Source organism: Paenibacillus sp. Marseille-Q9583, assembly GCF_976954365.1.
In genome coordinates, this window is the sequence record NZ_CDRJTB010000056.1 from 1 (window position 1) to 22,300 (window position 22,300).

The 22,300-nt window shown below is 42.0% G+C and carries 20 protein-coding genes; 15 read left to right on the plus strand and 5 right to left on the minus strand.

Annotated elements, in window-relative coordinates; translation table 11 throughout:
* The first annotated feature begins 100 nt into the window (after window positions 1-100).
* Window positions 101-304, plus strand: coding sequence for a hypothetical protein (locus ACWNM1_RS21950; RefSeq protein ID WP_449602645.1), 204 nt, complete (start codon window positions 101-103; stop codon window positions 302-304).
* Between the two features lie 40 nt (window positions 305-344).
* Here the strand turns inward: ACWNM1_RS21950 and ACWNM1_RS21955 are convergent, their stop codons facing one another.
* Entirely contained in the window at window positions 345-1,109 is a 765-nt protein-coding gene (locus tag ACWNM1_RS21955) for a helix-turn-helix domain-containing protein (RefSeq protein ID WP_449602646.1), read from the minus strand.
* A gap of 223 nt (window positions 1,110-1,332) precedes the next feature.
* On the opposite strand from ACWNM1_RS21955, the gene ACWNM1_RS21960 reads away from it, so the two are divergent.
* The gene (locus ACWNM1_RS21960; RefSeq protein ID WP_449602647.1) at window positions 1,333-1,797 is read left to right on the plus strand and encodes a DUF2269 family protein; all 465 of its coding nucleotides are present in this window, start codon (window positions 1,333-1,335) and stop codon (window positions 1,795-1,797) included.
* Here the strand turns inward: ACWNM1_RS21960 and ACWNM1_RS21965 are convergent.
* The 4 genes from ACWNM1_RS21965 to ACWNM1_RS21980 form a co-directional block, all read right to left on the minus strand.
* Window positions 1,769-2,929, minus strand: a complete 1,161-nt coding sequence (locus tag ACWNM1_RS21965) for a glycosyltransferase family 4 protein (RefSeq protein ID WP_449602648.1) — start codon at window positions 2,927-2,929, stop codon at window positions 1,769-1,771. The genes ACWNM1_RS21960 and ACWNM1_RS21965 overlap by 29 nt on opposite strands.
* Window positions 2,930-3,023: 94 nt before the next feature.
* A complete protein-coding gene (locus ACWNM1_RS21970) occupies window positions 3,024-3,866 on the minus strand; it encodes a sugar phosphate isomerase/epimerase family protein (protein ID WP_449602649.1) in 843 nt (280 codons plus the stop codon).
* A gap of 11 nt (window positions 3,867-3,877) precedes the next feature.
* Complete coding sequence (locus tag ACWNM1_RS21975) at window positions 3,878-4,567, minus strand: rhamnogalacturonan acetylesterase (protein WP_449602650.1); 690 nt, start codon at window positions 4,565-4,567, stop codon at window positions 3,878-3,880.
* Between the two features lie 19 nt (window positions 4,568-4,586).
* A complete protein-coding gene (locus ACWNM1_RS21980; protein WP_449602651.1) occupies window positions 4,587-6,932 on the minus strand; it encodes a helix-turn-helix domain-containing protein in 2,346 nt (781 codons plus the stop codon).
* A 179-nt stretch (window positions 6,933-7,111) separates the two neighbouring features.
* On the opposite strand from ACWNM1_RS21980, the gene ACWNM1_RS21985 reads away from it, so the two are divergent.
* The 13 genes from ACWNM1_RS21985 to ACWNM1_RS22045 all read left to right on the plus strand — a co-directional run bounded on the left by ACWNM1_RS21985 (window position 7,112) and on the right by ACWNM1_RS22045 (window position 22,027).
* On the plus strand, window positions 7,112-8,629 hold the full coding sequence (locus ACWNM1_RS21985) for an extracellular solute-binding protein (protein ID WP_449602652.1): 1,518 nt from the start codon (window positions 7,112-7,114) through the stop codon (window positions 8,627-8,629).
* A 177-nt stretch (window positions 8,630-8,806) separates the two neighbouring features.
* On the plus strand, window positions 8,807-10,363 hold the full coding sequence (locus ACWNM1_RS21990; protein ID WP_449602653.1) for an extracellular solute-binding protein: 1,557 nt from the start codon (window positions 8,807-8,809) through the stop codon (window positions 10,361-10,363).
* A 104-nt stretch (window positions 10,364-10,467) separates the two neighbouring features.
* Entirely contained in the window at window positions 10,468-11,427 is a 960-nt protein-coding gene (locus tag ACWNM1_RS21995) for an ABC transporter permease (protein ID WP_449602654.1), read from the plus strand.
* Between the two features lie 21 nt (window positions 11,428-11,448).
* Window positions 11,449-12,324, plus strand: a complete 876-nt coding sequence (locus tag ACWNM1_RS22000) for a carbohydrate ABC transporter permease (protein ID WP_449602655.1) — start codon at window positions 11,449-11,451, stop codon at window positions 12,322-12,324.
* A gap of 41 nt (window positions 12,325-12,365) precedes the next feature.
* Window positions 12,366-13,469, plus strand: coding sequence for a glycoside hydrolase family 88/105 protein (locus ACWNM1_RS22005; protein WP_449602656.1), 1,104 nt, complete (start codon window positions 12,366-12,368; stop codon window positions 13,467-13,469).
* Between the two features lie 330 nt (window positions 13,470-13,799).
* A complete protein-coding gene (locus tag ACWNM1_RS22010) occupies window positions 13,800-14,921 on the plus strand; it encodes a glycoside hydrolase family 88/105 protein (RefSeq protein WP_449602657.1) in 1,122 nt (373 codons plus the stop codon).
* Window positions 14,922-14,943: 22 nt separating this feature from the next.
* Window positions 14,944-16,305, plus strand: a complete 1,362-nt coding sequence (locus ACWNM1_RS22015) for a glycoside hydrolase family 28 protein (protein WP_449602658.1) — start codon at window positions 14,944-14,946, stop codon at window positions 16,303-16,305.
* A gap of 11 nt (window positions 16,306-16,316) precedes the next feature.
* Window positions 16,317-17,207, plus strand: a complete 891-nt coding sequence (locus ACWNM1_RS22020) for a dienelactone hydrolase family protein (protein ID WP_449602659.1) — start codon at window positions 16,317-16,319, stop codon at window positions 17,205-17,207.
* Window positions 17,208-17,234: 27 nt separating this feature from the next.
* Window positions 17,235-18,191: a pectinesterase family protein gene (locus tag ACWNM1_RS22025; protein ID WP_449602660.1), complete on the plus strand. Its 957-nt coding sequence runs from the start codon at window positions 17,235-17,237 to the stop codon at window positions 18,189-18,191.
* 460 nt (window positions 18,192-18,651) lie between these two features.
* A complete protein-coding gene (locus ACWNM1_RS22030) occupies window positions 18,652-19,077 on the plus strand; it encodes an AHH domain-containing protein (protein ID WP_449602661.1) in 426 nt (141 codons plus the stop codon).
* Window positions 19,078-19,146: 69 nt separating this feature from the next.
* Window positions 19,147-19,974, plus strand: coding sequence for an imm11 family protein (locus ACWNM1_RS22035; protein ID WP_449602662.1), 828 nt, complete (start codon window positions 19,147-19,149; stop codon window positions 19,972-19,974).
* Between the two features lie 237 nt (window positions 19,975-20,211).
* Complete coding sequence (locus ACWNM1_RS22040) at window positions 20,212-20,418, plus strand: hypothetical protein (RefSeq protein WP_449602663.1); 207 nt, start codon at window positions 20,212-20,214, stop codon at window positions 20,416-20,418.
* 511 nt (window positions 20,419-20,929) lie between these two features.
* Window positions 20,930-22,027, plus strand: coding sequence for an L-dopachrome tautomerase-related protein (locus tag ACWNM1_RS22045; protein ID WP_449602664.1), 1,098 nt, complete (start codon window positions 20,930-20,932; stop codon window positions 22,025-22,027).
* The last annotated feature ends 273 nt before the right edge of the window (window positions 22,028-22,300 follow it).

Consider the following 22,300-nt stretch of genomic DNA (forward strand, 5'->3'; position numbering starts at 1 on the left):
ATAAAAGTGGCAAATCGCTTCAGCTCCAGTAATGGGCTGTTGAACAAAAGCGTGATTGCTCAGCAAAGTACAATGCACATATTTTGATGATTACTGGAGCATGAAAGATAGGGGAGGGGATGGGACATTAGTCGCTATGATCGGCAGCGATGTCCGTAAAGCAAACCAGATAACTGGGGATATTCTGATGAACAGGGACCTGATCGCCATTAATCAAAAGATGTGGAATAGTGCAGAGCTTATCGTATCAAGTCGGATTTGCGATGGTTTCATGCTAATGAAGTATTTAACTCTCGTTCAATAGTGAACGGCATAATCAGTGTTGCAAAAATATAATTCGGGTATTAACTCCTTGCATGCTTTTGGTAATTTCTCGGCGTATACCCAGTCATTTGTTTGAATTGCCTGCAGAAGTGTTCCACATTTTGATATCCGCACCAGGAAGCGACTTCAGCAATACTTTGAGTATTGTGAATCAAATATTCTTTTGCCATACGAATTCGGCTATTGATAACGTCATCTATGCAGGAAATTCCAAACGTTTTCTTGTAGATATTCTGGAGATAGCCGGGACTGATTCGAAGAAATTCCGCCATTTTCGAAACTGTCCAATAATCGCCTGGGTTCGTTTGAATAGCTGTACGCAGTTTCAGTAATTTGTAGTATTGAGGTGTAATTTCATCTTGGAAGTAGGATTCCCATAGCTTGTTGAACAACGTGCGGAGCAAATAATCAATGGAAGATTCCTTGCAATCCCGATTAAAATTATGCTCGATGACAAGCAGTTCAAACAACTTGTGGCAGTAGTCCGGATCACTAAGGGCAAAGGGAACCCCAAGCGGAAGGGGAGATTCGGTAATATAAGGTTCATTGGATTCGAAGCGGATCCAGTCATTGATAAATTGATCGGTGCAGGCCTGATAATAGACTTTCTGCAATGGACGATAGAGAATTGCGCTGTGAGCAGGGTATTCCTTGAGCCCGCCATTTACCCAGAATTGTGCTGGGGTCTTGGTGATTACAAGAAGCCAGTGATAGCCCACGGGAACATCTATAACAAAATTGCTCGCGTGCGTAGTATTGTACTCAACATAATGAATAAGGGCCATCTTTTCCCCTCCTATCAAGGATGCCAATATTATAACATAATGAAAAAATAGGATTGAAGATTAACCATGACTATTGTCATGAAAGTTAAAAAAGCGCCTACGTCGGTAATATCCGGCTAGGCGTTTTTTTGAGATTATCTAAGATTTAAAGGATTCTGCAAGACTATTTCCACTATCATCGTCATATGAATCTAAACAACGAATGATAGGGAGGATTGTAATCATGGAATGGACGGATATTATCTCTAAGATTGTGGTAGTCATACATGTTATAGCGGCCATAGTGGGAATTGGACCAGCTTTTGTGCTGCCAATACTGACAAGCTCAGCCAAGACAGGCAGCCAGCTTCGTTTTGTATTTGGCATGATGAAGAAAATAAACAGATTCCCTAAAACGGGTGGGATCACACTGATTGTTACAGGCATTTTGTTAATGATCATAGATAAAATGGGCTTGTCGGTGTTGTGGATCAATCTTTCGTTATTATTTTTTATCGTGATAGAAATCATTATTATTGGATTCGTTGAGCCTCGATTGAAAAAGCTGACCGAGCTTGTGATGGCGAGTGATAGCGATGAAATCCCTGTAGGCTACATCGCCGCTATGAACAAGATCGCTCCGTTAGAAGCAGCTGTACATGTGCTCACAATCGTCATTATTATATTAATGGTAGTAAAGCCGGTATAAGATCGAAGCGTCTATTCTCAATGACCTCTTCATAATCGCGAATGAGTCCATCAAAAATGGTCTCCCACGAGCGGCCGAGTGCCAGCTGTCGCCCCTCATAACCCATAGCAGCCAGCTTTTGTGGTTGCTCTATACATGCACAAATCTCATGAATAAAAGCATCCGGGGAACGAGGTGGGGCGATTATTCCGGTGCGACCGGGTGTAACCAGATCCTTCACCCCACCTTCATTTACGGCGAGGACAGGCAGTCCAGAGGCCATGGCTTCAAGGACAACATTACCGAAGGTTTCCGTACTGGAAGGGAAGACGAATAGATCAGCTGAGGCATACAATTGGGCAAGCTCTTCACCGTGTTTGTAGCCCGTAAACGTGACATTTTGCGGTGCCTGCGCCCGCATCTCTGATAATAAGGGACCGTCTCCAACAACTAACCAATGTACCTGAGCTTGCATAGACTCGGGCAATTGCTGCATGGCGAGAGCAAGGGTGTTGATATCTTTTTCAGGAGCAATCCTTCCCACATACAGAAGTAATATCGGTGCGGTAATTCCGTAACGATCACGGACCTGATGGCTGCGTTTTTTCGGAGTGTAGAGATTGCAGTCGATGCCTCTAGACCAAAGCTTCAAACGTTGAAAGCCTTGAGCTTGGAGGGAATCAAGTGTTTCGTTGGAGGGCGCGAAGGTAGCATCGCAGGATCGATGAAACCACTTCATGTACTTCCAATAAAGAGGAACGATTTTTTTCATCCGGTAATAATTAAGGTAGCGGTCAAAGTGGGTATGGTAGGAGGCGACATGAGGCAGGCCAAGCTTTCGCGCATAGCGAAGGCCGCATAGGCCGATATTGAACGGAGTAGCCAAATGAAGCAGATCCGGTCGAAAAGCTTTTAGCTCTGACTGGATGGAGGACATATTTGGCAGTGCGAGTCTACATTCTGGGTATAAGAAAAAAGGGATGCTGGTAATGGGACGTATGGGATCGGCATAACTGTCGTCAGGAGCAGATTTCGGCGAAAATAGCAGATGCTCGATACCTCGCCGGTTCAAATGAGTGGTTAAGCGCTGAAGCGTAAGTGAAACACCATTCGTCTGCGGAAGAAATGTGTCTGTAAATAAAGCAAGACGCATAGAACCCCTCCCAAATACTCTTGATGTCTTGATCATAACAGTCCATTATTTGATGAAGGTCAAACGGATGTTAAACAGATTATAAAAATCCACGCTACACTTCTTCATATATCCGCTGTAAAAAAGCGATGCTTTCTCTTAGATGCGATTCAGGAGTACTCTCTAAAATGCCCTGAATATGCGGACGCTCGTATTTCATATAACGGAGAATCGGCTCAAACTCAAGCCAGCCCTGACCTACAGGAACAATTTTGATGGCTCCATCTTGCACGATAAAATCTTTTAAATGAATGATGGCAATTCGATTTCCTAAGAGCTTCAAAGCTTCCATAATAATAGCTTCCTGATGCAAGTAATTTGTAGGTGACATTAGATTTGCGCAATCCAATATGATCTGAAGATTATTAGAAGGAATCTCATCCAGCAGTCGGCGAGTTAAGGAAGCGGAATACAGCGGATGATGAAGTCCTGCTTCAATACCTACCGTCACACCAAAACGTTCGGCCTCTGCGACCATTAGCTTTACCGAAGTAACGACCTGTTGAAAAGCTTCTTCTGTAAAATTATCTGTGGTATACCCAAGTCCCACACTTCCAGTTTCTGTCCCTACTAGACTAGCGCCGAAATCTCTGGCCAAGCGAAGATACGTATTGAATTCGGCTAACGCTTGTGCCCGTTTGTATAGATCGGTGTCTACAATATTAACGTAACAGCCAAGCACCGCAATCTGAATACCAGCGTTTCTAAAGGCATTTCCAAAATAACTAGCTGTTCCAGGGCTTATAGCCGTCAGACTCGGAGTACTGTCAGGAAAAGATTTCTTAATTGCAAACTGGATATGAGCGAAATTATAGAACTGAATCTTCTCAATTAAATCCTTCAATGGAACATGTGTGAAATCATGTGCTCGAACACCTAGATGAAGGGGGATGCTCATATGATCACTCCTTATAAAAGTTGTTGTAAGTTTGATATAGGTGAGGCTGTGTTTTGTTTAAGCGCTTGAACCACAAGTTTAGCAATTTGCTGCGCACCTTCATCCGAGAAATGAGTATCATCTGTTACCCCATTTGGATAATTGGGATGTGCTTTTTCAGGCAAATGTATGAATAATTTCTTAGATGCTTCTTCGCCTAATGAACGATAGAGCGCTTGCGAAGCTGTGAAAATATCAAGTAGCGGGGTGTGCGTTTCTTTAGCTACTTGTTTCATTACCTCGGGATAAACGCCTACAGCAAGCGGGTCAAGCTCTCCATCGGAGTTGAAGCGGCGGCGACTTACAGAGGTTAGCAGAACCGGAGTCCCTCCTAACTGCTGAGCAGCTTCTATATATTGAATTAGGTTGCGGCGATATTCAGTATCGGGATCAGTGTAACGCAAAGGATCTTCTTTTTTCTCATCGTTATGTCCAAATTGAATGAAGAGGTAGTCACCGGCTTTGAAGTCTTTAAGGATGTCTTCCAAACGGCCGTCAGTTATAAAGGATTTGGTACTGCGACCATTAATAGCGCGATTCTCGATTCGAACAGAAGTCCCAAAATAGCTTTGCAGGTATTCTCCCCAGCCAGTCATAGGTTTTTCATCAGCGCCTTTGATAGCCGCAGTGGAGTCGCCTGCAATAAATAATGTGGATGTCATAGGATTTTCTCCTTCTTTTTTACATCGATTCGTCAAAGGTGGATTTAAGTTTTGTGCCAGCGTTGTGATCCCGGTATTGTCCGGGTGTCATGCCTTCCTGCTTACGGAAAGAGCGAATGAAGTTCTGAGAGTTGTTATATCTTAATTTGGCCGCAATATCTTTAATGGGCATGTCAGTTTCCTTCAGCCATTTTTTCGCCATTTTAAATCGGTACATCGTTAGATATTCGCTAAAATAGTACTGGGTTTCCTTGCGGAAGACACTGCTGATATAGTTGGCATTGTAATGCAGGCGTGAAGCACACTCTTCTAAAGTAAGATCTGTATCATAATCATGCTGTATCAGATCGATGATCTTCTCAGAGATGTTATGGTATTGAGCATTTTGTCTGCTGTTAAAAATCTTGATCATCGGATTAATGACCATGCTCCAGAACCAATCTTCAATCTCCGTTACAGTATGGAGGTCATGCAGCTCCTCAAATATGGAACCATTAGCATGATAAATTTGATTTAAGCTAATACCGGATTCCTGCATCATAATGAGTAAATTATTGAGTAAGCGCGTCAACGGGATCTGGTATTCCTGTGGTGAAAGCTCATGAGCAAAGATAGATTTGAAGAGCAAATGAATGAGTTCTTTTGCTTTATCTGTTTCAGCTAATTTGATAGCGTCCAGTAAGTCATTTTCTTTATGAGTAGGGTAGTTCAAATTCAGATAGTGCTTGCCAGAGTTAATATTTTCATACTGGATAATGACACCTTTACCAAGTTTGATCCGATGCTTCAGTGCTTCGAGTCCCTCTCTGTAAGCCGTGGATAATTTATCGAAGGTGTTGAAGGGAAGGCTCAGACCAATGCTCACCTGAAGCTTTAGGTAGTTGTTTATTTCCTGCTGTAGCTTCTCCGTTAATGAATATAATGTCTTGTGAAAAGACTCGGTATCACTGTCTGGACTCCCTAATAAGACGACTACTGCATGATCCATAATTACAGGTGCCAGTCGTTGTTCAGGGCAGACTAACTCTTCGATTATATTGTGGGCAGCGAATAATAAGAGATTAAGATCTTTTTTCTCATAGCTGGAATCATCGGCAAAATCAATCGACAACGTAATCACAGCCATCGTCTTCCATTCTTCGAGCTGCTTATGGTAGCCGAATTGTTTCAGCTCTTCGTGCAGATCGCGCTTCTTCACGTTGCCATGGAAAGCATTGATTAGGAAGAAGGTACGCACCTGTTGGATATGCTGACGGACTTCTTTTTCCAGCTGTGATTTGGATTGGAATAAAGAATGAACTTGTTCTCCAATAATCTGAAATTCATTCGTGTGTCTGGATTTAATGTCCGGTTTGCGTTGGCCCATTTGATTGAGTAGTCTTTCAATGGGAGTGTACATCCGTCTTGAACCGATCCATGCCAAGAGAATAGACAATAGAAGCATAAAGCTACACACGAATATCGTGAACAGGCTAATTTTTTTGGATTCTTTCGTTAAACTTTCCATGGATGTGACCGAAAGATAGACCCAGCCATTCATCTGAGAGCGCATGTAAGTGACGGAGTAATCCTTCTTGTGGATCCTGGTCTTAAACTGACCTGAAAGTTTAGATGGATTAGTAATGAAAGAATCTTCTGTAAATCCGCCTTCTTTCATTGGTTTCCCGATTAAGTTGCGGTCCGGATGCAGCAGAAATCGACCTGTCTTATCCAGAACGATTATATCGTCGAGTGGCTGTACATCCGAGTTAATGAAATCCTGAAGACTGCAGACAGGAATATTAGCTAAGGCAAGCCCATATTTTTGCAGCTTATTGGTTGGGAGTTTCTTGATAAGACTAATGCTGTAGTTACAGCCTGTGACGTTAATGCTTTCCTCACTGTAAAATATGGAGGACGGGTTCAGGATCCACGAGGTATCTTCGGCAATATTCATCAGGTTGGTGAGCTGCGCATGGTCCTTGTACTCATCCAAGCGATAGACCCCAGAATTTTTGATCATCCAATTTTGCTGCTGATTTAATAAGATGACATCTTCCAGCTTTGTATCGAAGGACTGCATATTGCGAATTTCGTTTCTTAAATCATTGTATAAAATGAAATCGGTTTCATTTAAAGGGTTGTTTAGTGCTTTTTTTAATACACTAGAATTGATCACTTGGTTTAATGTTTGATTGACAGTTGTTAACTTATGTTCTACATTTGAGGTGATTTGTAAGATTAATTCCATTTTGCTGTCGTTAACGTTTTTTTGAATTTCTTTTGAAGATGTGAAATATGAAAAAGAACCGATGAACAATACAGGCAGCGTGCTAATTACAAAGGCAAACATCGTTAGCTTACTTAGAAAGCTTAATGGTCTCACGGGACTCAGCACCTTTACTTATGTAGAAGTAGACACTTGATCTAAGTGTATGTAACTTGGTATGAAATAACAATAATCATCTCGCTTCGTGATAATCATTAGCTCTAATTATGCTTATAAATTGTAAAATTTTCAAGATATAGAGTGATAATCCTTACAATACCTAGGAGGCCACAGAAATGTCTAAAGTATCTATGGGTAAAAGGGCAACGCTGTATTTCTGCTTATTTACCATGCTCGTTTTCTCTTTGTTAAGCGCTTGCAACGATAAGGAATCTGCCGAATCTGGCCCAGTAGTATCTCCCCCGAGCATCTCAATTTTGGCACCCCTTCATTTTCCACAACAGCCTTCGAAAGAGATTATGGCAGAGATCGAAAGACTGACAGGTGTGAAGCTCGATATAAGGTGGATTCCAGAGGGTGTCTACACGGATAAGATGAACACGGCGCTTACGACCAATTCACTCGGAAAGGTCACATTTGTAAAATTCTCAGACTATAATCTGGTGAAAAATGCTATTCGTTCGGATGCCTTTTGGGAGATCGGCCCATACCTTCAGGAGTTCTCCAATCTTAAACAACTGAACCCCGCCATTCTTAAGCAGACTTCTGTAGATAGTAAGATCTATGGCCTATATACGGAACGTCCTTCTTCCAGACAGGGGGTCATTATTCGTAAGGATTGGCTCGATAATCTCCATTTAAATAATCCACAAACACTGGATGAACTGTATGAGGTTATGAGGCAATTTACATACAACGATCCAGATCAGAATGGCAAACAGGATACCTTCGGATTAGTCGATCGAAATGATCTTGTGTATGGGGTATTCAAGACATTAAGTTCGTATTTTGGCACCCCGAATAATTGGAAACTAGAGAATCATCAATTCGTTCCTGAATTTGTGACCGTTGAGTATATGAACACCATGAATTTCATGAAGAAATTATATGATGAGAAAATTATTAATCAGGATTTCGCCTTAACGAGCAAAGAAGTACAACGCGATAAGTTCATTAATGGGATTGCTGGTGTATTTATTGGCAGTATGACAGATGTAAAGCGGCTGTCTATTGAAGCTCAGAATTTGAATCCAAAGGCAGAACTTACGTTAATCAATCGGATCGAAGGGCCAGTAGGATATAAGGTGTGGGCGATACCCAATTATAATGGACTCTATCTCTTCTCCAAAAAAGCCATTGCTACGGAGGCTGAACTCCGCCAGGTACTCGAATTCTTTGATCGAACCATGGATAAAGATGTAGCGAATATAATGATGTATGGGTTTGAAGGGCGCCATTATAAGCTTGAGGGTGGAAAAATCATTCTTCCCGAGGAAACCTCAGAACTGCGGGTGCAAGAAGTAAATCCGTTATATTCTTTGATGATTGCAGATATTAGTAATAAGAACATTATGGAGGTAGCTCAGAAGGAGCAATTGACCTCACTTGCGGATCAGCTAAGTAAAGATAATGAATCTTTTCTGGTCGACGATCCTACCGTGTCTCTAAGCTCATCCACCTATGATGAGAAAAATGTGGAATTGTCTACAATCATTGTGGATGCTACGTACAATTACATACTAGGCAATATAACCGCTGAGGGATTCCAGAAGGAAGTTGAGAAATGGAGAGCTAGCGGAGGAGATCAGATTATTATGGAATATGGTGAGGCTGAACTTGGGATAGAGAAGTAAATAGGTTAGTTTGATCCACTGCGGATGACGCGGTGGATTTTTTTGTGTTATCACCATAATCATTTGCTCAGATCCCTTTAAGAACGGGGCTTTATGGGGAAATGATTGTTTTCGTAACCTTGCCGACGATGTAACGTGGAACTCGTAACCAATACAAATTATGGAGGTCAAAATGGTATGAAGAAGAAATCCTTCACCATGTTGTTAACAGCACTGTTAACATTCAGCACATTGTTAGCTGGATGCGGTGGTAACAACAATAACAAAGAAGCAGCAGCAGCTCCAACTACAAGTGCAGAGAACACCACAAAGGTGGAAGAGACTGAAGCACCTAAAGAGAAACCTACAGAAATCAAAATCATGCTTCCATTGAATACGACAGAAACACCACCAGACAGAATTAAAACAGAAGTAGAGAAATTGACGAACACCAAGCTAACTTATCAATTTTATCCAGCAGACACGTATGAAGAAAAGCTGAATTCATCCTTTGCTACAGGCTCACTGCCACAAGTAACTTATTTAAAAAATCAAACCACTTTTATTCAAATGAAAGACGCGATCAAAGACGGTCAGTTCTGGGAAATTGGTCCACTATTAAGTGAATTCCCTAATTTGAGCAAAATGAAACCGGAAATTCTGAATAACACGAAAGTAGACGGCAAGCTTTATACCCTATATATCGGGCGTCCACTTGCACGCCAAGGGATCATTTACCGAAAAGACTGGGCAGATAAGCTGGGACTTAAAGCACCGGCTAATGTAGATGAATTGCTGGCTATGGCTAAAGCATTCACAGAACAAGATCCAGATGGTAATGGCAAGAAGGACACCACAGGTATTATTGACCGGAATGAATTAACCTATGGTGCGTTCAAAACGGTATCTTCGTGGTTTGGCACACCAAACACATGGGGCGAAGTGGATGGCAAATTAGCACCTGATTTTACGTTCCAACAGTATATCGATACGATGGACTTTTTCAAAAAAGCACGTGATGGTGGCTACATGAACCAAGACTTCGCGGCTACCAGTAAGACAGATGCTGTGAACATGTTCACCAGTGGTAAAGGGGGTCTTTATATCGGAGGCTCCATGCAAGATATTGATTCACTAAATAAAGATACCATCAAGAATTTCCCGGATGCCGTTCTGGATACACACAGTATGGTCGCAGGTCCTGATGGAAAGTTTGCCCAATGGATGATTCCAGGGTATAACAACGTCGTCCTGTTCCCGAAATCTGCTGTCAAGGACGAAGCAGAACTGAAGAAAATTCTTGCTTTCTTTGATGCGATGATGACCCCTGAAGTAGCTAACTTGATGTATTGGGGAATTGAAGGCGTTCACTATACGGTTGAAGACGGTAAAGCGAAGCCAGCAGATGACAAAGAGCTGATCGAACGTGAAGTAAAGGGCTTTAAGGATAGTGTTATCGGAGAATATGAAACAAATGGCATGTACCAAAGCTATAACGTGCTGCCAGGCCGTATTCATGCAGAAGAATTAGTTCTTGAGAATGTTAAGGTAGGCGTTCCAGATCCAACAGCTGCTATGGATTCAGCTACCTATACAGAAAAAGGTGTTGAGCTTCAACAGATCATTACTGATGCGACTTACAAGTATATCTATGGACAGATCGACAAAGCAGGGTTCGAAAAAGAAGTTGAAAACTGGAAGAGCCGTGGCGGAGCTAAGATTATTGATGAGTACAACGCATTGTATAAGAAATAAAACCTAGCTGAAAAGGTTGTTGATCCTGGTTCAACAACCTTTTCTCTTCATAGTCACCTGGAGAAATAAAGAGTTTGAATAAAGAAGGAGAAAGGAAGAGAAACATGCAGGAATTCACCGCACAGCCAGTTGCACAACCAAAGCGTATTTATAAGAGCAACAGTGAACTAAAAAAGCGGCTGTGGAGAAATAAATGGCTCTATGTCATGCTAACGCCGGGCGTACTGTACTTTGTTATTTTTAAATATTTTCCTATGTATGGATTAATAATTGCCTTCCAAGATTACAAGCCGTATCAAGGCATTACAGGTAGTGATTGGGTAGGGATGAAGCATTTTAGCAGGTTGTTTACAGAACCTGACTTCTTAAATATTTTAGTGAATACACTGATCTTGTTTGGGATGAATATTCTGATTTATTTTCCAATACCGATTATATTGGCTCTGATGCTGAACGAGCTTAGAGGTACTTTTTTCAAAAGAACCTTTCAGACCCTATTCTATTTACCCCATTTTATGTCATGGGTTATCGTCGTCTCCATTTCGTTTGTAATGGTTACGATGGACGGCGGGATTATCAACGAGCTGCTTGCCTATTTTGGCTTTGAAAAAATCAACTTCCTGCTTAATCCAAGCTGGTTCAGGCCGATGTACATTATTCAGGTCATCTGGAGGGAAGCGGGCTGGGGAACTATTATTTATCTGGCTGCTATTGCTGCAATCGATCCTGGGCTCTATGAAGCAGCACGTATGGATGGAGCCGGGCGGCTTAGACAAGTCTGGCATATTACACTTCCAGCTATTCGAGGCGTGATTATCACCTTGTTTATTTTGAAAATCGGTTCCGTTCTGGATCTTGGATTTGAACATGTCTATCTGCTGCTTAACTCCATGAATCGAGAGGTCGCGGAAATTATTGATACGTATGTGTATACCGCAGGTTTGAGACAAGGACAGTTTAGTTACAGTACAGCCATCGGATTCTTTAAATCCATTGTTGGTTTGATCATGGTCATGACAGTGAATAAAATCTCCAAGAAAATGGGAGAAGAAGGCGTCTATTGATATGTTGTAGGAGGAATCGAAATGGTAGAGGATAAAACAATCGGCGGCAGAATTTTTTCTGCTATAAATTTTACGCTGCTAGCAATTATTGCATTGGTGACAGTGCTTCCCTTCGTACACGTTGTAGCGGGTTCTTTTACAACAAGTGCGGAGATAGCCGCCAATAAATTTGTATTGATCCCAAAAGTATGGAGTTTGGAAGCGTACAAGTTCATCTTTTCAACGAACACATTATTTAAAGCTATGGGAGTTTCCATTGGTGTAACGGTCATTGGAACAGCTTTCAGCATGCTCATTACCTCTTTGATGGCTTACGCCCTGGCTAGAAGAGATTTGGACGGACGTAAAGTGGTTAACTTCCTGGTCGTATTCACGATGCTCTTTCATGGAGGAATGATTCCAACGTTCCTGGTAGTGAAGGAATTAGGACTTATCGACTCCTATGCAGCGCTTATTCTGCCTTCAGCAATTAGTGCTTTTAATATGATTATCTTGAAGAACTTTTTTCAAAACATCCCTGAGGGCCTCGAGGAATCTGCCAAAATTGACGGATGTAACGACTTCGGAATTTTGTTCCGGATTGTATTGCCTCTATCTTTACCGGCCTTAGCGACCATCGGATTGTTCTATTCGGTAACGTATTGGAATACGTACATGAGCGCAATTCTGTATCTGGATGATAGCAGCAAGTGGCCAATTCAAGTCCTATTGAGACAAATTGTTGTCCTGGCTAGTGGAATGGACCACAGTGCTACGCTGGATGCCACTGTTCCACCACCGGATCAAACTATTAAGATGGCTGTCATCGTGGTAGCTACTCTGCCAATACTCATGGTGTATCCGTTCCTTCAGAAGCATTTTGCCAAAGGTGCCATGTTAGGTTCTATGAAGGGCTAATAAGAGGAAGAGAGAGATTATTCTTTGGAAGGAGCTTGGAGATGACTGGCAGGATACCAACAACACCAATGGATTGGGCAAAAAAGGCATGCGATTCTTTAATGGATACTTACAGAGCGGGAGAGCTTCCCCCAGCACATCGTTGGCATTACCATCAAGGTGTATTTCTGTGTGGTATGGAGCTATTATGGAGTACTAATCAAGAGGACCGCTATATTAACTATATTCAGGAATACGTGGATGATTTGGTAGATGAATATGGTAACTTTTATTTCGCCCGCGATGAGCTGGATGCTGTTCAAGCTGGACAACTGTTGTTTAATCTTCATAAACGGACAGGTAAACTCAAGTATCGCATCGCTGCGGAGAAGCTGAGGAATTTATTGCTTACGTTAAACAAAACCTCTGAAGGTGGGTATTGGCATAAGGATAAATATGCTAACCAAATGTGGTTAGATGGGCTTTATATGGCAGGCGTATTCTCCTTGAAATATGCTAATGTCTACGATGACCCTAGCTTGCGTGAGACGGTACTTCATCAGGAAATGCTAATGCGCAAGCATATGAAGGATGAGACAACTGGCTTATTGTATCATGCATGGGATGAGAGCCGCAGGATGCCTTGGTCGAATCCGGAGACGGGTTGTTCACCGGAGTTCTGGAGCAGATCGCTGGGCTGGTATGGTCTTGCTTTGTCGCAATTTCTTGATCTGTTGGCCGTCCAAGACCCAGCGCGAACTGAATTATCTTCTACTTTACGTGATTTTGTTGATGCCCTTATTCGTTATCAAGATCCGGTAAGTGGACTTTGGTATCAGGTCGTAGATAAGGGGCATGAGCCGGATAATTGGCTGGAGACCTCAGGTTCATGTTTATTCGTCTACACGATTGCCAAAGCAGTGAAGCATGGCATTGTAAGCGATGCGGAAGTCGCTACAGCCGCGGCTAGAAAAGGGTATGAAGGGTTAATCCAAATCATTCAGTGGGATGAGCAGGATAGGTTAATTCTGCCGGACATCTGTATCGGTACTTCGGCTGGAGATTACGAGAGTTACGTCACTAGACCTAAAGTTAAAAATGATTTACATGGCGTAGGCGCGTTGGTGATGGCTTGTGTTGAGATGGAGAGCATAATCCAAGAGTGATTCCATTGAATTCTTACTAGACAATGACTTGATTCTCTGGGACTGAGAATCAAGTCCTATTATTTTATGCGAGAAGGTAGTTCGTGAATGGACTCATTCTAAAAATTAGAGGTTTACGTGTGAAAGAGCGGAGGGGCGGAGGGATTCTGGAGAAACGCCAGTGGTCGCCTTTAAAGCGCTATTTCAACCGATTATCTTTTTTATAATCAGAAATTGGGCTTTAACAGCGATCGTAAGAACCCTCCGAACCCGTAGCGGCTTGTTCACGAACGATCTACCGCTAATTTTTGCTATTGAGTTCTTAAATTTAATGATAATCAGGGGGTTGGGATGAAGAGATCACATTGGGCAATCCGCACAGCAGACTCAATCATGGCGAGGACACCTAAGCTCTATGAAGATAAAGGCTACAACGGAAGCTGGACGTATGACTATGGTGTCGTATTGAATGGATTTGAATGGCTTTGGAAGCAAACCGGTGATGCGAAGTATCTGCAATTCATTCAAGATCAGATGGATAACTTTATTCAGGAGGATGGCAGCGTTAAGGGTTATCGCCTAGATGAATACAATATCGATCACATTAACAACGGGAAATTATTATTTACGCTATATAAAGAAACCAAGCAGGAAAAATATAAACAAGCGGCTACCTTATTTAGAAAGCAGCTTGAGACACATCCGCGAACCTCGGAAGGCGCTTTCTGGCATAAAAATATATATCCCTATCAAATCTGGTTGGATGGTCTTTATATGGGTGCACCATTCTATTTAGCCTACTTGCTAGCCTTTGAGGAAGGGCAGGGGCTTGAAGATGTGACGAAACAATTTATTTTATGTGAGAAGCACACTAAAGACGCGGAAACGGGTCTGCTATATCATGCATGGGATGAACAACATATTCAGCCTTGGTGTGACCCCGAGACAGGGCTATCTCCTAACTTTTGGGCGCGTTCACTTGGCTGGTATCTTATGGCTTTAGTTGATGTTCTAGAGTTATTGCCGAGTGAGCATTCTGATTATCCAGAGCTGGTCCGAATTCTAATTGATACTTTAACTGCTGTGAAGAAATATCAGGATCCTGAATCTGGCGTCTGGTATCAAGTAGTGAATCTGGGGGAACGCAAAGGAAATTATTTAGAAGCTTCTGCTTCCAGCATGATTGTGTACGCTATGGCAAAAGGCATTCGATTAGGCGTGTTAGAGGCTAGTTGGTACGAACCGTTAGACCGCGCCTTCCAAGGACTTATCAGCGAATTTGTACTAGAAACCAAAGAAGGTTGGGTCAATCTAAATAAGAATTGCCAAGTAGCGGGGTTAGGTGGAGTGGACCAAAGAGATGGTACCTTTGCTTATTACATTAGTGAGCCTATTGTCACGAATGACCAAAAAGGTGTGGGTGCTTTCCTACAAGCCTGTGTGGAATACGAACAATTAAGAGGCTGGATCTGATATAGAATAGGAGTGCTATAGAATGTCCGTATATAATATTGACGATTTTGGTGCGCTTAAGAATAGCGGGATGTTAGCGACAGAAGCGATTGCGCGTGCGATTGAAGCGGCAAATGAGGCTGGTGGAGGAACTGTTTATGTGCCAGCTGGCACTTACTATACGGGTGCGATTGTTATGAAAAGCAATATTGAATTAAATTTAAATCCAGGAGCGATCCTTTCATTCAGTACGAACCCTGTGAATTACCCTGCGGTGGAATGTAGATGGGAAGGGGTGAAGCAGCAGGTTCATACGCCTTGTATTCATGGTAAAAGTTTAGTCAATATATCGATTACCGGAAGCGGAACTATTAATGGTAATGGTAAGGCTTGGTGGGATGTATTTCGGAACCGACGGAAAGAGTTAAAATACCCCCGTCCGACTTTGATTGGCTTTGATAGCTGTCAGCGGGTAACGATTAAGGATGTCTCGCTGGTGAATTCTCCAAGCTGGACCGTTAATCCTGTGGCCTGCTACAATGTGACGATTGATAACCTGTCCATTAATAACCCGGCTGATTCTCCGAATACAGATGGTATTAATCCAGAGTCCTGTACGAATGTGCGGATAAGTAACTGCAATATTGATGTAGGTGATGACTGCATTGCTATCAAAGCAGGAACTGAAGATACGAAAGAACGTATTCCATGCGAGAATATCACGATCACAAACTGTACCATGGTTCATGGGCATGGTGGAGTTGTTCTTGGAAGTGAGATGAGTGGAGATATTCGGAATGTAACTATTAGCAACTGTGTTTTTAAGCAAACCGATCGTGGCATTCGTATGAAATCAAGACGGGGTCGTGGTGGAACTATTGAAGACATTAGGATCAGTAATATTGTAATGGAAGACGTCATTTGTCCATTTACTCTGAATCTATACTATTTCTGTGGGCCGCGCGGGAAAGAAAAGTATGTGTGGGATAAAAATCCTTATCCGATCACTGATGAAACGCCATGCTTTAGACGTATCCATTTCGCCAATATTACCGCACGTAATGTTCATGCTGCTGCGGGATTCTTATATGGACTGGCGGAGCAGTATGTATCAGAGATTACTTTTTCAAATATTGATATCTCTATGGCAAGTAATGCGGTTCCCGGGCATCCGGACATGATGACAGGAATCGAGAACATGAACAATCGCGGATTTTTTCTGGGCAATGCAAGGGATGTACTATTCCAACAGGTGACTATCGAGAATCATGAAGGACCTGCTTTTTACATTGAAAATGGCGAAGCAATAGAGATCGTGAATTGTCAGTCCAAGAACACGAAAAAGCCGGAGAAACTAGTAGAACAAGTTACCGTTTCGCCCACAGAACAGAATGTGTGTCCGTAAAGGGGGAAGCCATGGCGCCGGATAAACTGAAGGAACTGTTAGGTGATCTTCCAACGGATAAGCCGATTTCGGTAACTGTGATAAACCAAGAGGAACGGGACGGATATCGCCTCGAATCCCTTTTGTTTGATCTGAATGGATTGGAACGGGTACCTGCTTATGTTGCTATTCCTTTGGATGGAGAAGGACCGTTTCCGCTGGTTGTCTTTAATCATTCTCATGGGGGAAATTACGCGAATGGACGTAATGAGTTTGTTCGCAGCAGCGCGTATTTGCAACAGCCCTCTTTTGCTAAAGTCTTAACAGAGATGGGGTACGCTGCTTGCTGTATCGATATGTGGGGGTTTAATGAGCGTGGCGGTAAAACTGAGAGTGAGCTAGTGAAGGAAATGCTATGGCAGGGGCAGGTCATGTGGGGCATGATGCTATATGACAATTTTCGTATGTTAGATTACATGTGCCAACGTGAGGATATTGATACGTCACGAATCGCAACAATCGGTATGTCCATGGGTGGTTTGATGGCATGGTGGCTGGCTGCATTAGACGAACGAGTCGGGGTGATTATCGATATTTGTGGTCAAGTCGATGCGCATACCCTAATTGCTGTAAGAGGACTAGATCACCATGGTTACTATTCTTATGTGCCCGGGTTATTGAAGTATTTCACAACGCTCGATATTCAAAAGCGGATCGTTCCCCGCCCGCGAATGAGCCTAGTAGGCAGAAACGATCGGTTATGTCCGATTGAAGGTGTTGAGCATCTGGCTCAAGGATTAGCTGAAGCTTACCAAACTGCAGGGAGCCCAGAACATTGGCAACCGCTAGTGGGAAGTGGAGGGCATATGGAGACTCTGGAAATGCGGACGTTATGGCAGCAATTTTTGACGAAGCATCTCTAAAATCCATAGAAGGGAACTGAACCAACGATGCTAGTAGTAGGCAAAGAATCCTTTTGTGACTATCACACGATTCAAGAGGCGATAGATTCACTAGAGCGCGAGCCATCGGGCCAAGCAGATACGCTTTATATTTTGTCAGGCATCTATAATGAGACAGTTAGGATTTATCGTTCTTATTTAACAATTATAGGGATTGGCCTCGTGGAAATAACCATGAATCATTATGCCAAAGAGCGTGATGAAGCGGGTGAAGAAATCAATACGTTTGCTACATCAACGTTATTTCTGGGAGGTACCGACCTGGTCTTAGAGAACCTGGTGATTTCCAATAGTGCTGGGCAGGGAGAACCTATTGGTCAGGCGGTAGCCGTTTATGCGCATTGTGACCGAACTGTGTTCAGGCGTTGTACCTTCAAAGGGCATCAAGACACGTTGTTCACAGGGCCTTTGCCACCTACTCCACGAGAGCGAGGAGCATTCGGAGGCGTTCCGCTAAGAGAACATCATGCCCAGTATCATCAGTTGTATCAGCATTGCTATATAGAAGGAACGATTGATTTTATTTTTGGCGGTGCAACGGCTTACTTTGATCAATGTGAAATCCGCAGTTTACGTCATTATGAAAACAATACAGGGTATATAACAGCTGCCTCCACACCCGAGAGACAGTCACATGGTTTTATTTTTAAAAATTGCTTCTTAACAGCCGACCCTGATATTGCTCCAGTGTTTTTAGGACGTCCTTGGCGTGAGTACGCTAAGACTGTATTTGTAGGTTGCAAGATGGGTTCGCATATTCATCCTTTGGGCTGGGATAACTGGAATAACTCAGCGAATGAGCAAACTGTAAGATATCAGGAATTTGGCGTGAAGGATACTGCTAATGTGCGAAAGCAACGTGTTCCCTGGGCGGATTGCTTTGAGGGTGGGGAAGTAGCGCTGGATAAAGTGTTTGTTTTTGCTGGGACAGATTTTTGGACGTAATACTGTAATTGATTAGTCTATAAAAAGAGGCAGTCATGGACGAGTGAGATAAAGTCCTAGGCTGCCGTTTTTAAATGAATGACTCTTTATAATTTTTTCTTTTGTTTTCTTTCAATATATATCCAAGAGTAATAGATCAACCAAAATACCATAGGAACTATTAACATAAGGTCTCTGGATTGCTGGAAGAATGAAAAATAAAAATAGCCCAATTAATATCGTTGGTAGCAATAAATTCAACCCTTGTAACTGTTTCGCACCTGGTACTCTTCTAAATAGCAAAGATGGTGCTAAGCCGATTGACCAAATTCAGGTTGGAGATTTAGTTTGGTCGAAGAACCCAAAACAGGGGATCAAGCTTAGAAACGTGTAGAGGCAGTGTACACTCGTGATACAAACGAAACCTGGAATATCCATATAGGTGAAGAGGTACTAACGACCACTGGTTTATGAAAACCAAGTGGTAGGTCGCGTAAAATCGACACTTACAGGAAGTAGTGCTTCAGAAATCCTAGGTAAGGAATTGAAGCAAGCTGGATTGCACCCGGACGAGGCAGAAGTCGTCATATCTAGTTGGCAAGCCCATCATATAGTGCTGTCAGAAGCTTCAAAGTTGCCAGAAGCAGTTAAAGCCAGAGATCTCATGATAGACCACTTCAAGATTGATATTAATTCTGCGGCAAACAGTGTTTGGCTACCGAAAGTAAAGGTAGAAATCTTCTATTCAACAAACGATTGGGAGAATGTTGTTGTAAATTTAGCTACTCAAAATGGTAAGCATACAAATACGTATTTCAAGTATGTTTATGATAAGCTGGAAGATACATACGAAACTTTTGGTCCAAACGGTCTAAACTACAATGATATTGACAAAATGAGGGCATAAAAGTACTTCAGTCAATTAGAAAAAAATTGATTGAAGGTAAGATTGCATTAAAAAATTTGGAGGAAGGCAATGAAAATCTGGCAATGGGGTTACGAAAGCGATAATTATGACTCGTTTACTTTTCCAAATCAAAATGAATTTAATCAATACTTTGATCCGAATTTTAATGGTATGGTCATAGGAGACAAATGGGGAAGCGTACATTTTGAAACCTACCGATCCCGTAAAGCCTGTGACTGCACCGGAGTTGGTAGTAATTACCCGATTTTCAGCGATCGTGCCGTTCAAGTACTTGCTCCTTATCTGAGTTGCAATGTAGAGTTGCTACCATTAAAACATCTGACCAAGAACTTCTATGCAGTCAATGTCATTCGGCTTTTAGATGGACTAGATTACAAACATTCCGAAATAGAGTTCGTAGAAGGACACCCAAACTTCGTTAAAAATGTAAATAGGTACGCATTTAAAATTGACGTCATCCACGATTATCCGATTTTTAAAATTCCGGAATACAGACGTCGACGTGTATATGTCTCAGACGCATTTAAAGAGGCGGTTGAGGAAAATGGATTGAAGGGGTTTACCGTTGAGCTACTATGGGACTCCGAAGCGAGTGTGGATGCAGAGGCGGATCTGGAGCGTCGATATCAAGAAAAGTTAGCAGCTGTAGAGCGCAATAAGGGCGAAGAATTTTCATTTCAGGAGGCTGAACATCGAATATTAGATGGAGAAGGCCTCGCCAGCGGTAAATGGCGGCTGCAGCAAGCACCGGATGGAACAGTCCGACTTGGAAGTCTTCAGGCTGACGGCAGCTACAACTGGATACAGCCAATTTACTATCCTCCGATTCTGCTCGATTTAAAGTGGCACGTGGTCGATACCTTGCCTATGAATTAAGTAATAATTAAGTAAGCGGACTGTCTTTAGTAAAAATTTACTGAGGCAGTCCGCTTTTCTACTACAAATTCTACATGTTAATAGAAAATGAAAATTCGTAAGAAATCAGGACAAGGATAATTTGTACGAATTGGTTTGAGAGAATTTGACATCACAGAAATAACATGGCATACTAATTAAAGTCAAAGAAAGTCAAAGTCAAACATAATATCAAAATCCATGAGAGGGGCCAACCAAATGGCTATGTATCCAGGAAATCGTGATTTAACAGAACGAGAGATTCAAGCTTTAACCAAGCAGATTGAGGATCAAGAAAATGCAACCAACATTCGCTACATCGGGCCTTCAGCAGCTTCCTATAAGTTCCAGGGAATTGTCGACAATAAAGAGCTTACTTTTAGCGTGGACAACGAGTCATTCTTCATCATTACCGAAGAGGATTGATTTGTAAGCTTTGTTATCGAGATTTCTTCAAAAAAAATTTATAAGTATGAGAGAAAACTAATCATGAAAAATCCGCTACCTGAAAACATCAGGAGTGACTTTATCATGTGTATTAAGTATAGGAAGCCGGTTGGATCAAAAATGTCGAGGGACAAGTACATGTCCCATTGAAAGTCGCTATTTTAGCGGCTTTTTTGTTTTATTTTTTATTGGTACAAGTTCGTGTCCCAAGCCAAGGACAAGATCTTTTACCGATTGCCGATTAGATGTATATCTAAACATTTTGTGCTTTCTGATTAGATACATTGTGGTGAACCGTATCATTAGTAAATGAAGCTATTAAATAATTTCATTCTAGCGTTAATAAAACCAACATTTTTAATAATAATGGGAAGTTGAAACCCACAGTATCCATTACGATAGAAAAATTTAATAAGAACCGAACCAGGCATTTATAAAAAAAATCATCATATATAGTTGATATCCGTTCGAAGTGGATGAGGAGGATATCATGCAACCTATATTACCTACGGAAAAATATTTTGGACAGTTTGAACTGGTGCATGCTTTTTATGGGGCTATGCCTACAGGTGTCAGTGTTTCCGAAACTGGTCGTATTTTTGTTTGCTTTCCGAAATGGGGAGACGACGTTCAATTTACTGTGGCGGAAATTGTTGAGCGTGAATTGCAGCCTTATCCCAGTTTAGAAACTAATTTGGTTAATACCGGTAATATCCCAATGTCTTTCGTCAGTGTCCAAAGTATCGTTGCTGATGGAAGAGGAACACTTTGGGTATTAGATACAGGGGCACCAAATTTTTCTGAACCTATTCAAGGAGGGGCAAAATTAGTTGCTGTCGATTTAAGCAAGAATACAATAAGGAGAGTATATACCTTTACAGAAGATGTAGTTTTGCCAACAACTTATCTGAATGATGTCCGTTTGGATTTTCGGGTTGGAAGAGCAGGGTATGCATATATAACGGATTCTTCTTCCAGAGGGCCAGGGGCTATTATCGTCGTAGATTTAGAAAATGGGAACGCGTTTAGACGGTTAAATGGAGCAATATCAACTTCACCTGATCCCTATTTTTTACCGAAAGTTGAAGGCCAAATTTTGATGAATCGAAACCCGGACGGCTCGACTTTCCCATTTAGATTGGCTTCCGATAGTTTAGCGATTTCTCCTGATGGAAAGGTTTTATTTTATGCTCCGCTAGCCAGCCGCCAGCTGTTCTCAATCTCAACAGAATCCCTAAGGGACAGAAGGAAACAGGACATGAATTTATCCGATTATGTGCAGTATTGGGGGGAAAAAGGTGCATCTGATGGAATGATCACCGGCGCAAAAGGAAGCGTTTATGCGGGAGACTATGAAAACAACAGTATCCGGAAGATATTGCCGAATGGCGCCATGGAAACCATTGCACATGACCCGAGAATTTTATGGCCGGATACTTTTTCGATTGGCCCCGATCAATACTTATATGTGATTGTGAATCAATTACATCGGCAGGCGAGATTTCATTATGGAAGAGACCTGCGGGAAAAACCATATAGTTTATTACGTATGAGAATTGATGAATTTCCTGCTCCTACCTTTTCATAACAATCTTAACTTTATTGATGATTCTCAAATTTCAAGAAGCAAGATGACATATCAGGATAAAAGAATGCGGTTTTTCAAAATGTATAATAAGGATGAAAACAAATGAACGAAACCCATGCATTGTGGAAAGGCTCTCTATGATGAATTAAGACGTATTAAATGATTTTATTGTTGACCTTGAGGAGTACCTCCTCAAGGTTACTTTTTGTTTATCTCCGTCTGTAAATAACCGCACACTGGTATGTATTAGCGGTATAAGAGGTATCCATTACA

What these genes read in the sequence shown, in the direction of transcription:
- ACWNM1_RS21950 (WP_449602645.1), top strand. Translation starts at nt 101, where the DNA reads ATGAAAGATAGGGGAGGGGATGGGACATTAGTCGCTATGATCGGCAGC.
- ACWNM1_RS21955 (WP_449602646.1), bottom strand. Translation starts at nt 1,109, where the DNA reads ATGGCCCTTATTCATTATGTTGAGTACAATACTACGCACGCGAGCAAT.
- ACWNM1_RS21960 (WP_449602647.1), top strand. Translation starts at nt 1,333, where the DNA reads ATGGAATGGACGGATATTATCTCTAAGATTGTGGTAGTCATACATGTT.
- ACWNM1_RS21965 (WP_449602648.1), bottom strand. Translation starts at nt 2,929, where the DNA reads ATGCGTCTTGCTTTATTTACAGACACATTTCTTCCGCAGACGAATGGT.
- ACWNM1_RS21970 (WP_449602649.1), bottom strand. Translation starts at nt 3,866, where the DNA reads ATGAGCATCCCCCTTCATCTAGGTGTTCGAGCACATGATTTCACACAT.
- ACWNM1_RS21975 (WP_449602650.1), bottom strand. Translation starts at nt 4,567, where the DNA reads ATGACATCCACATTATTTATTGCAGGCGACTCCACTGCGGCTATCAAA.
- ACWNM1_RS21985 (WP_449602652.1), top strand. Translation starts at nt 7,112, where the DNA reads ATGTCTAAAGTATCTATGGGTAAAAGGGCAACGCTGTATTTCTGCTTA.
- ACWNM1_RS21990 (WP_449602653.1), top strand. Translation starts at nt 8,807, where the DNA reads ATGAAGAAGAAATCCTTCACCATGTTGTTAACAGCACTGTTAACATTC.
- ACWNM1_RS21995 (WP_449602654.1), top strand. Translation starts at nt 10,468, where the DNA reads ATGCAGGAATTCACCGCACAGCCAGTTGCACAACCAAAGCGTATTTAT.
- ACWNM1_RS22000 (WP_449602655.1), top strand. Translation starts at nt 11,449, where the DNA reads ATGGTAGAGGATAAAACAATCGGCGGCAGAATTTTTTCTGCTATAAAT.
- ACWNM1_RS22005 (WP_449602656.1), top strand. Translation starts at nt 12,366, where the DNA reads ATGACTGGCAGGATACCAACAACACCAATGGATTGGGCAAAAAAGGCA.
- ACWNM1_RS22010 (WP_449602657.1), top strand. Translation starts at nt 13,800, where the DNA reads ATGAAGAGATCACATTGGGCAATCCGCACAGCAGACTCAATCATGGCG.
- ACWNM1_RS22015 (WP_449602658.1), top strand. Translation starts at nt 14,944, where the DNA reads ATGTCCGTATATAATATTGACGATTTTGGTGCGCTTAAGAATAGCGGG.
- ACWNM1_RS22020 (WP_449602659.1), top strand. Translation starts at nt 16,317, where the DNA reads ATGGCGCCGGATAAACTGAAGGAACTGTTAGGTGATCTTCCAACGGAT.
- ACWNM1_RS22025 (WP_449602660.1), top strand. Translation starts at nt 17,235, where the DNA reads ATGCTAGTAGTAGGCAAAGAATCCTTTTGTGACTATCACACGATTCAA.
- ACWNM1_RS22035 (WP_449602662.1), top strand. Translation starts at nt 19,147, where the DNA reads ATGAAAATCTGGCAATGGGGTTACGAAAGCGATAATTATGACTCGTTT.
- ACWNM1_RS22040 (WP_449602663.1), top strand. Translation starts at nt 20,212, where the DNA reads ATGGCTATGTATCCAGGAAATCGTGATTTAACAGAACGAGAGATTCAA.
- ACWNM1_RS22045 (WP_449602664.1), top strand. Translation starts at nt 20,930, where the DNA reads ATGCAACCTATATTACCTACGGAAAAATATTTTGGACAGTTTGAACTG.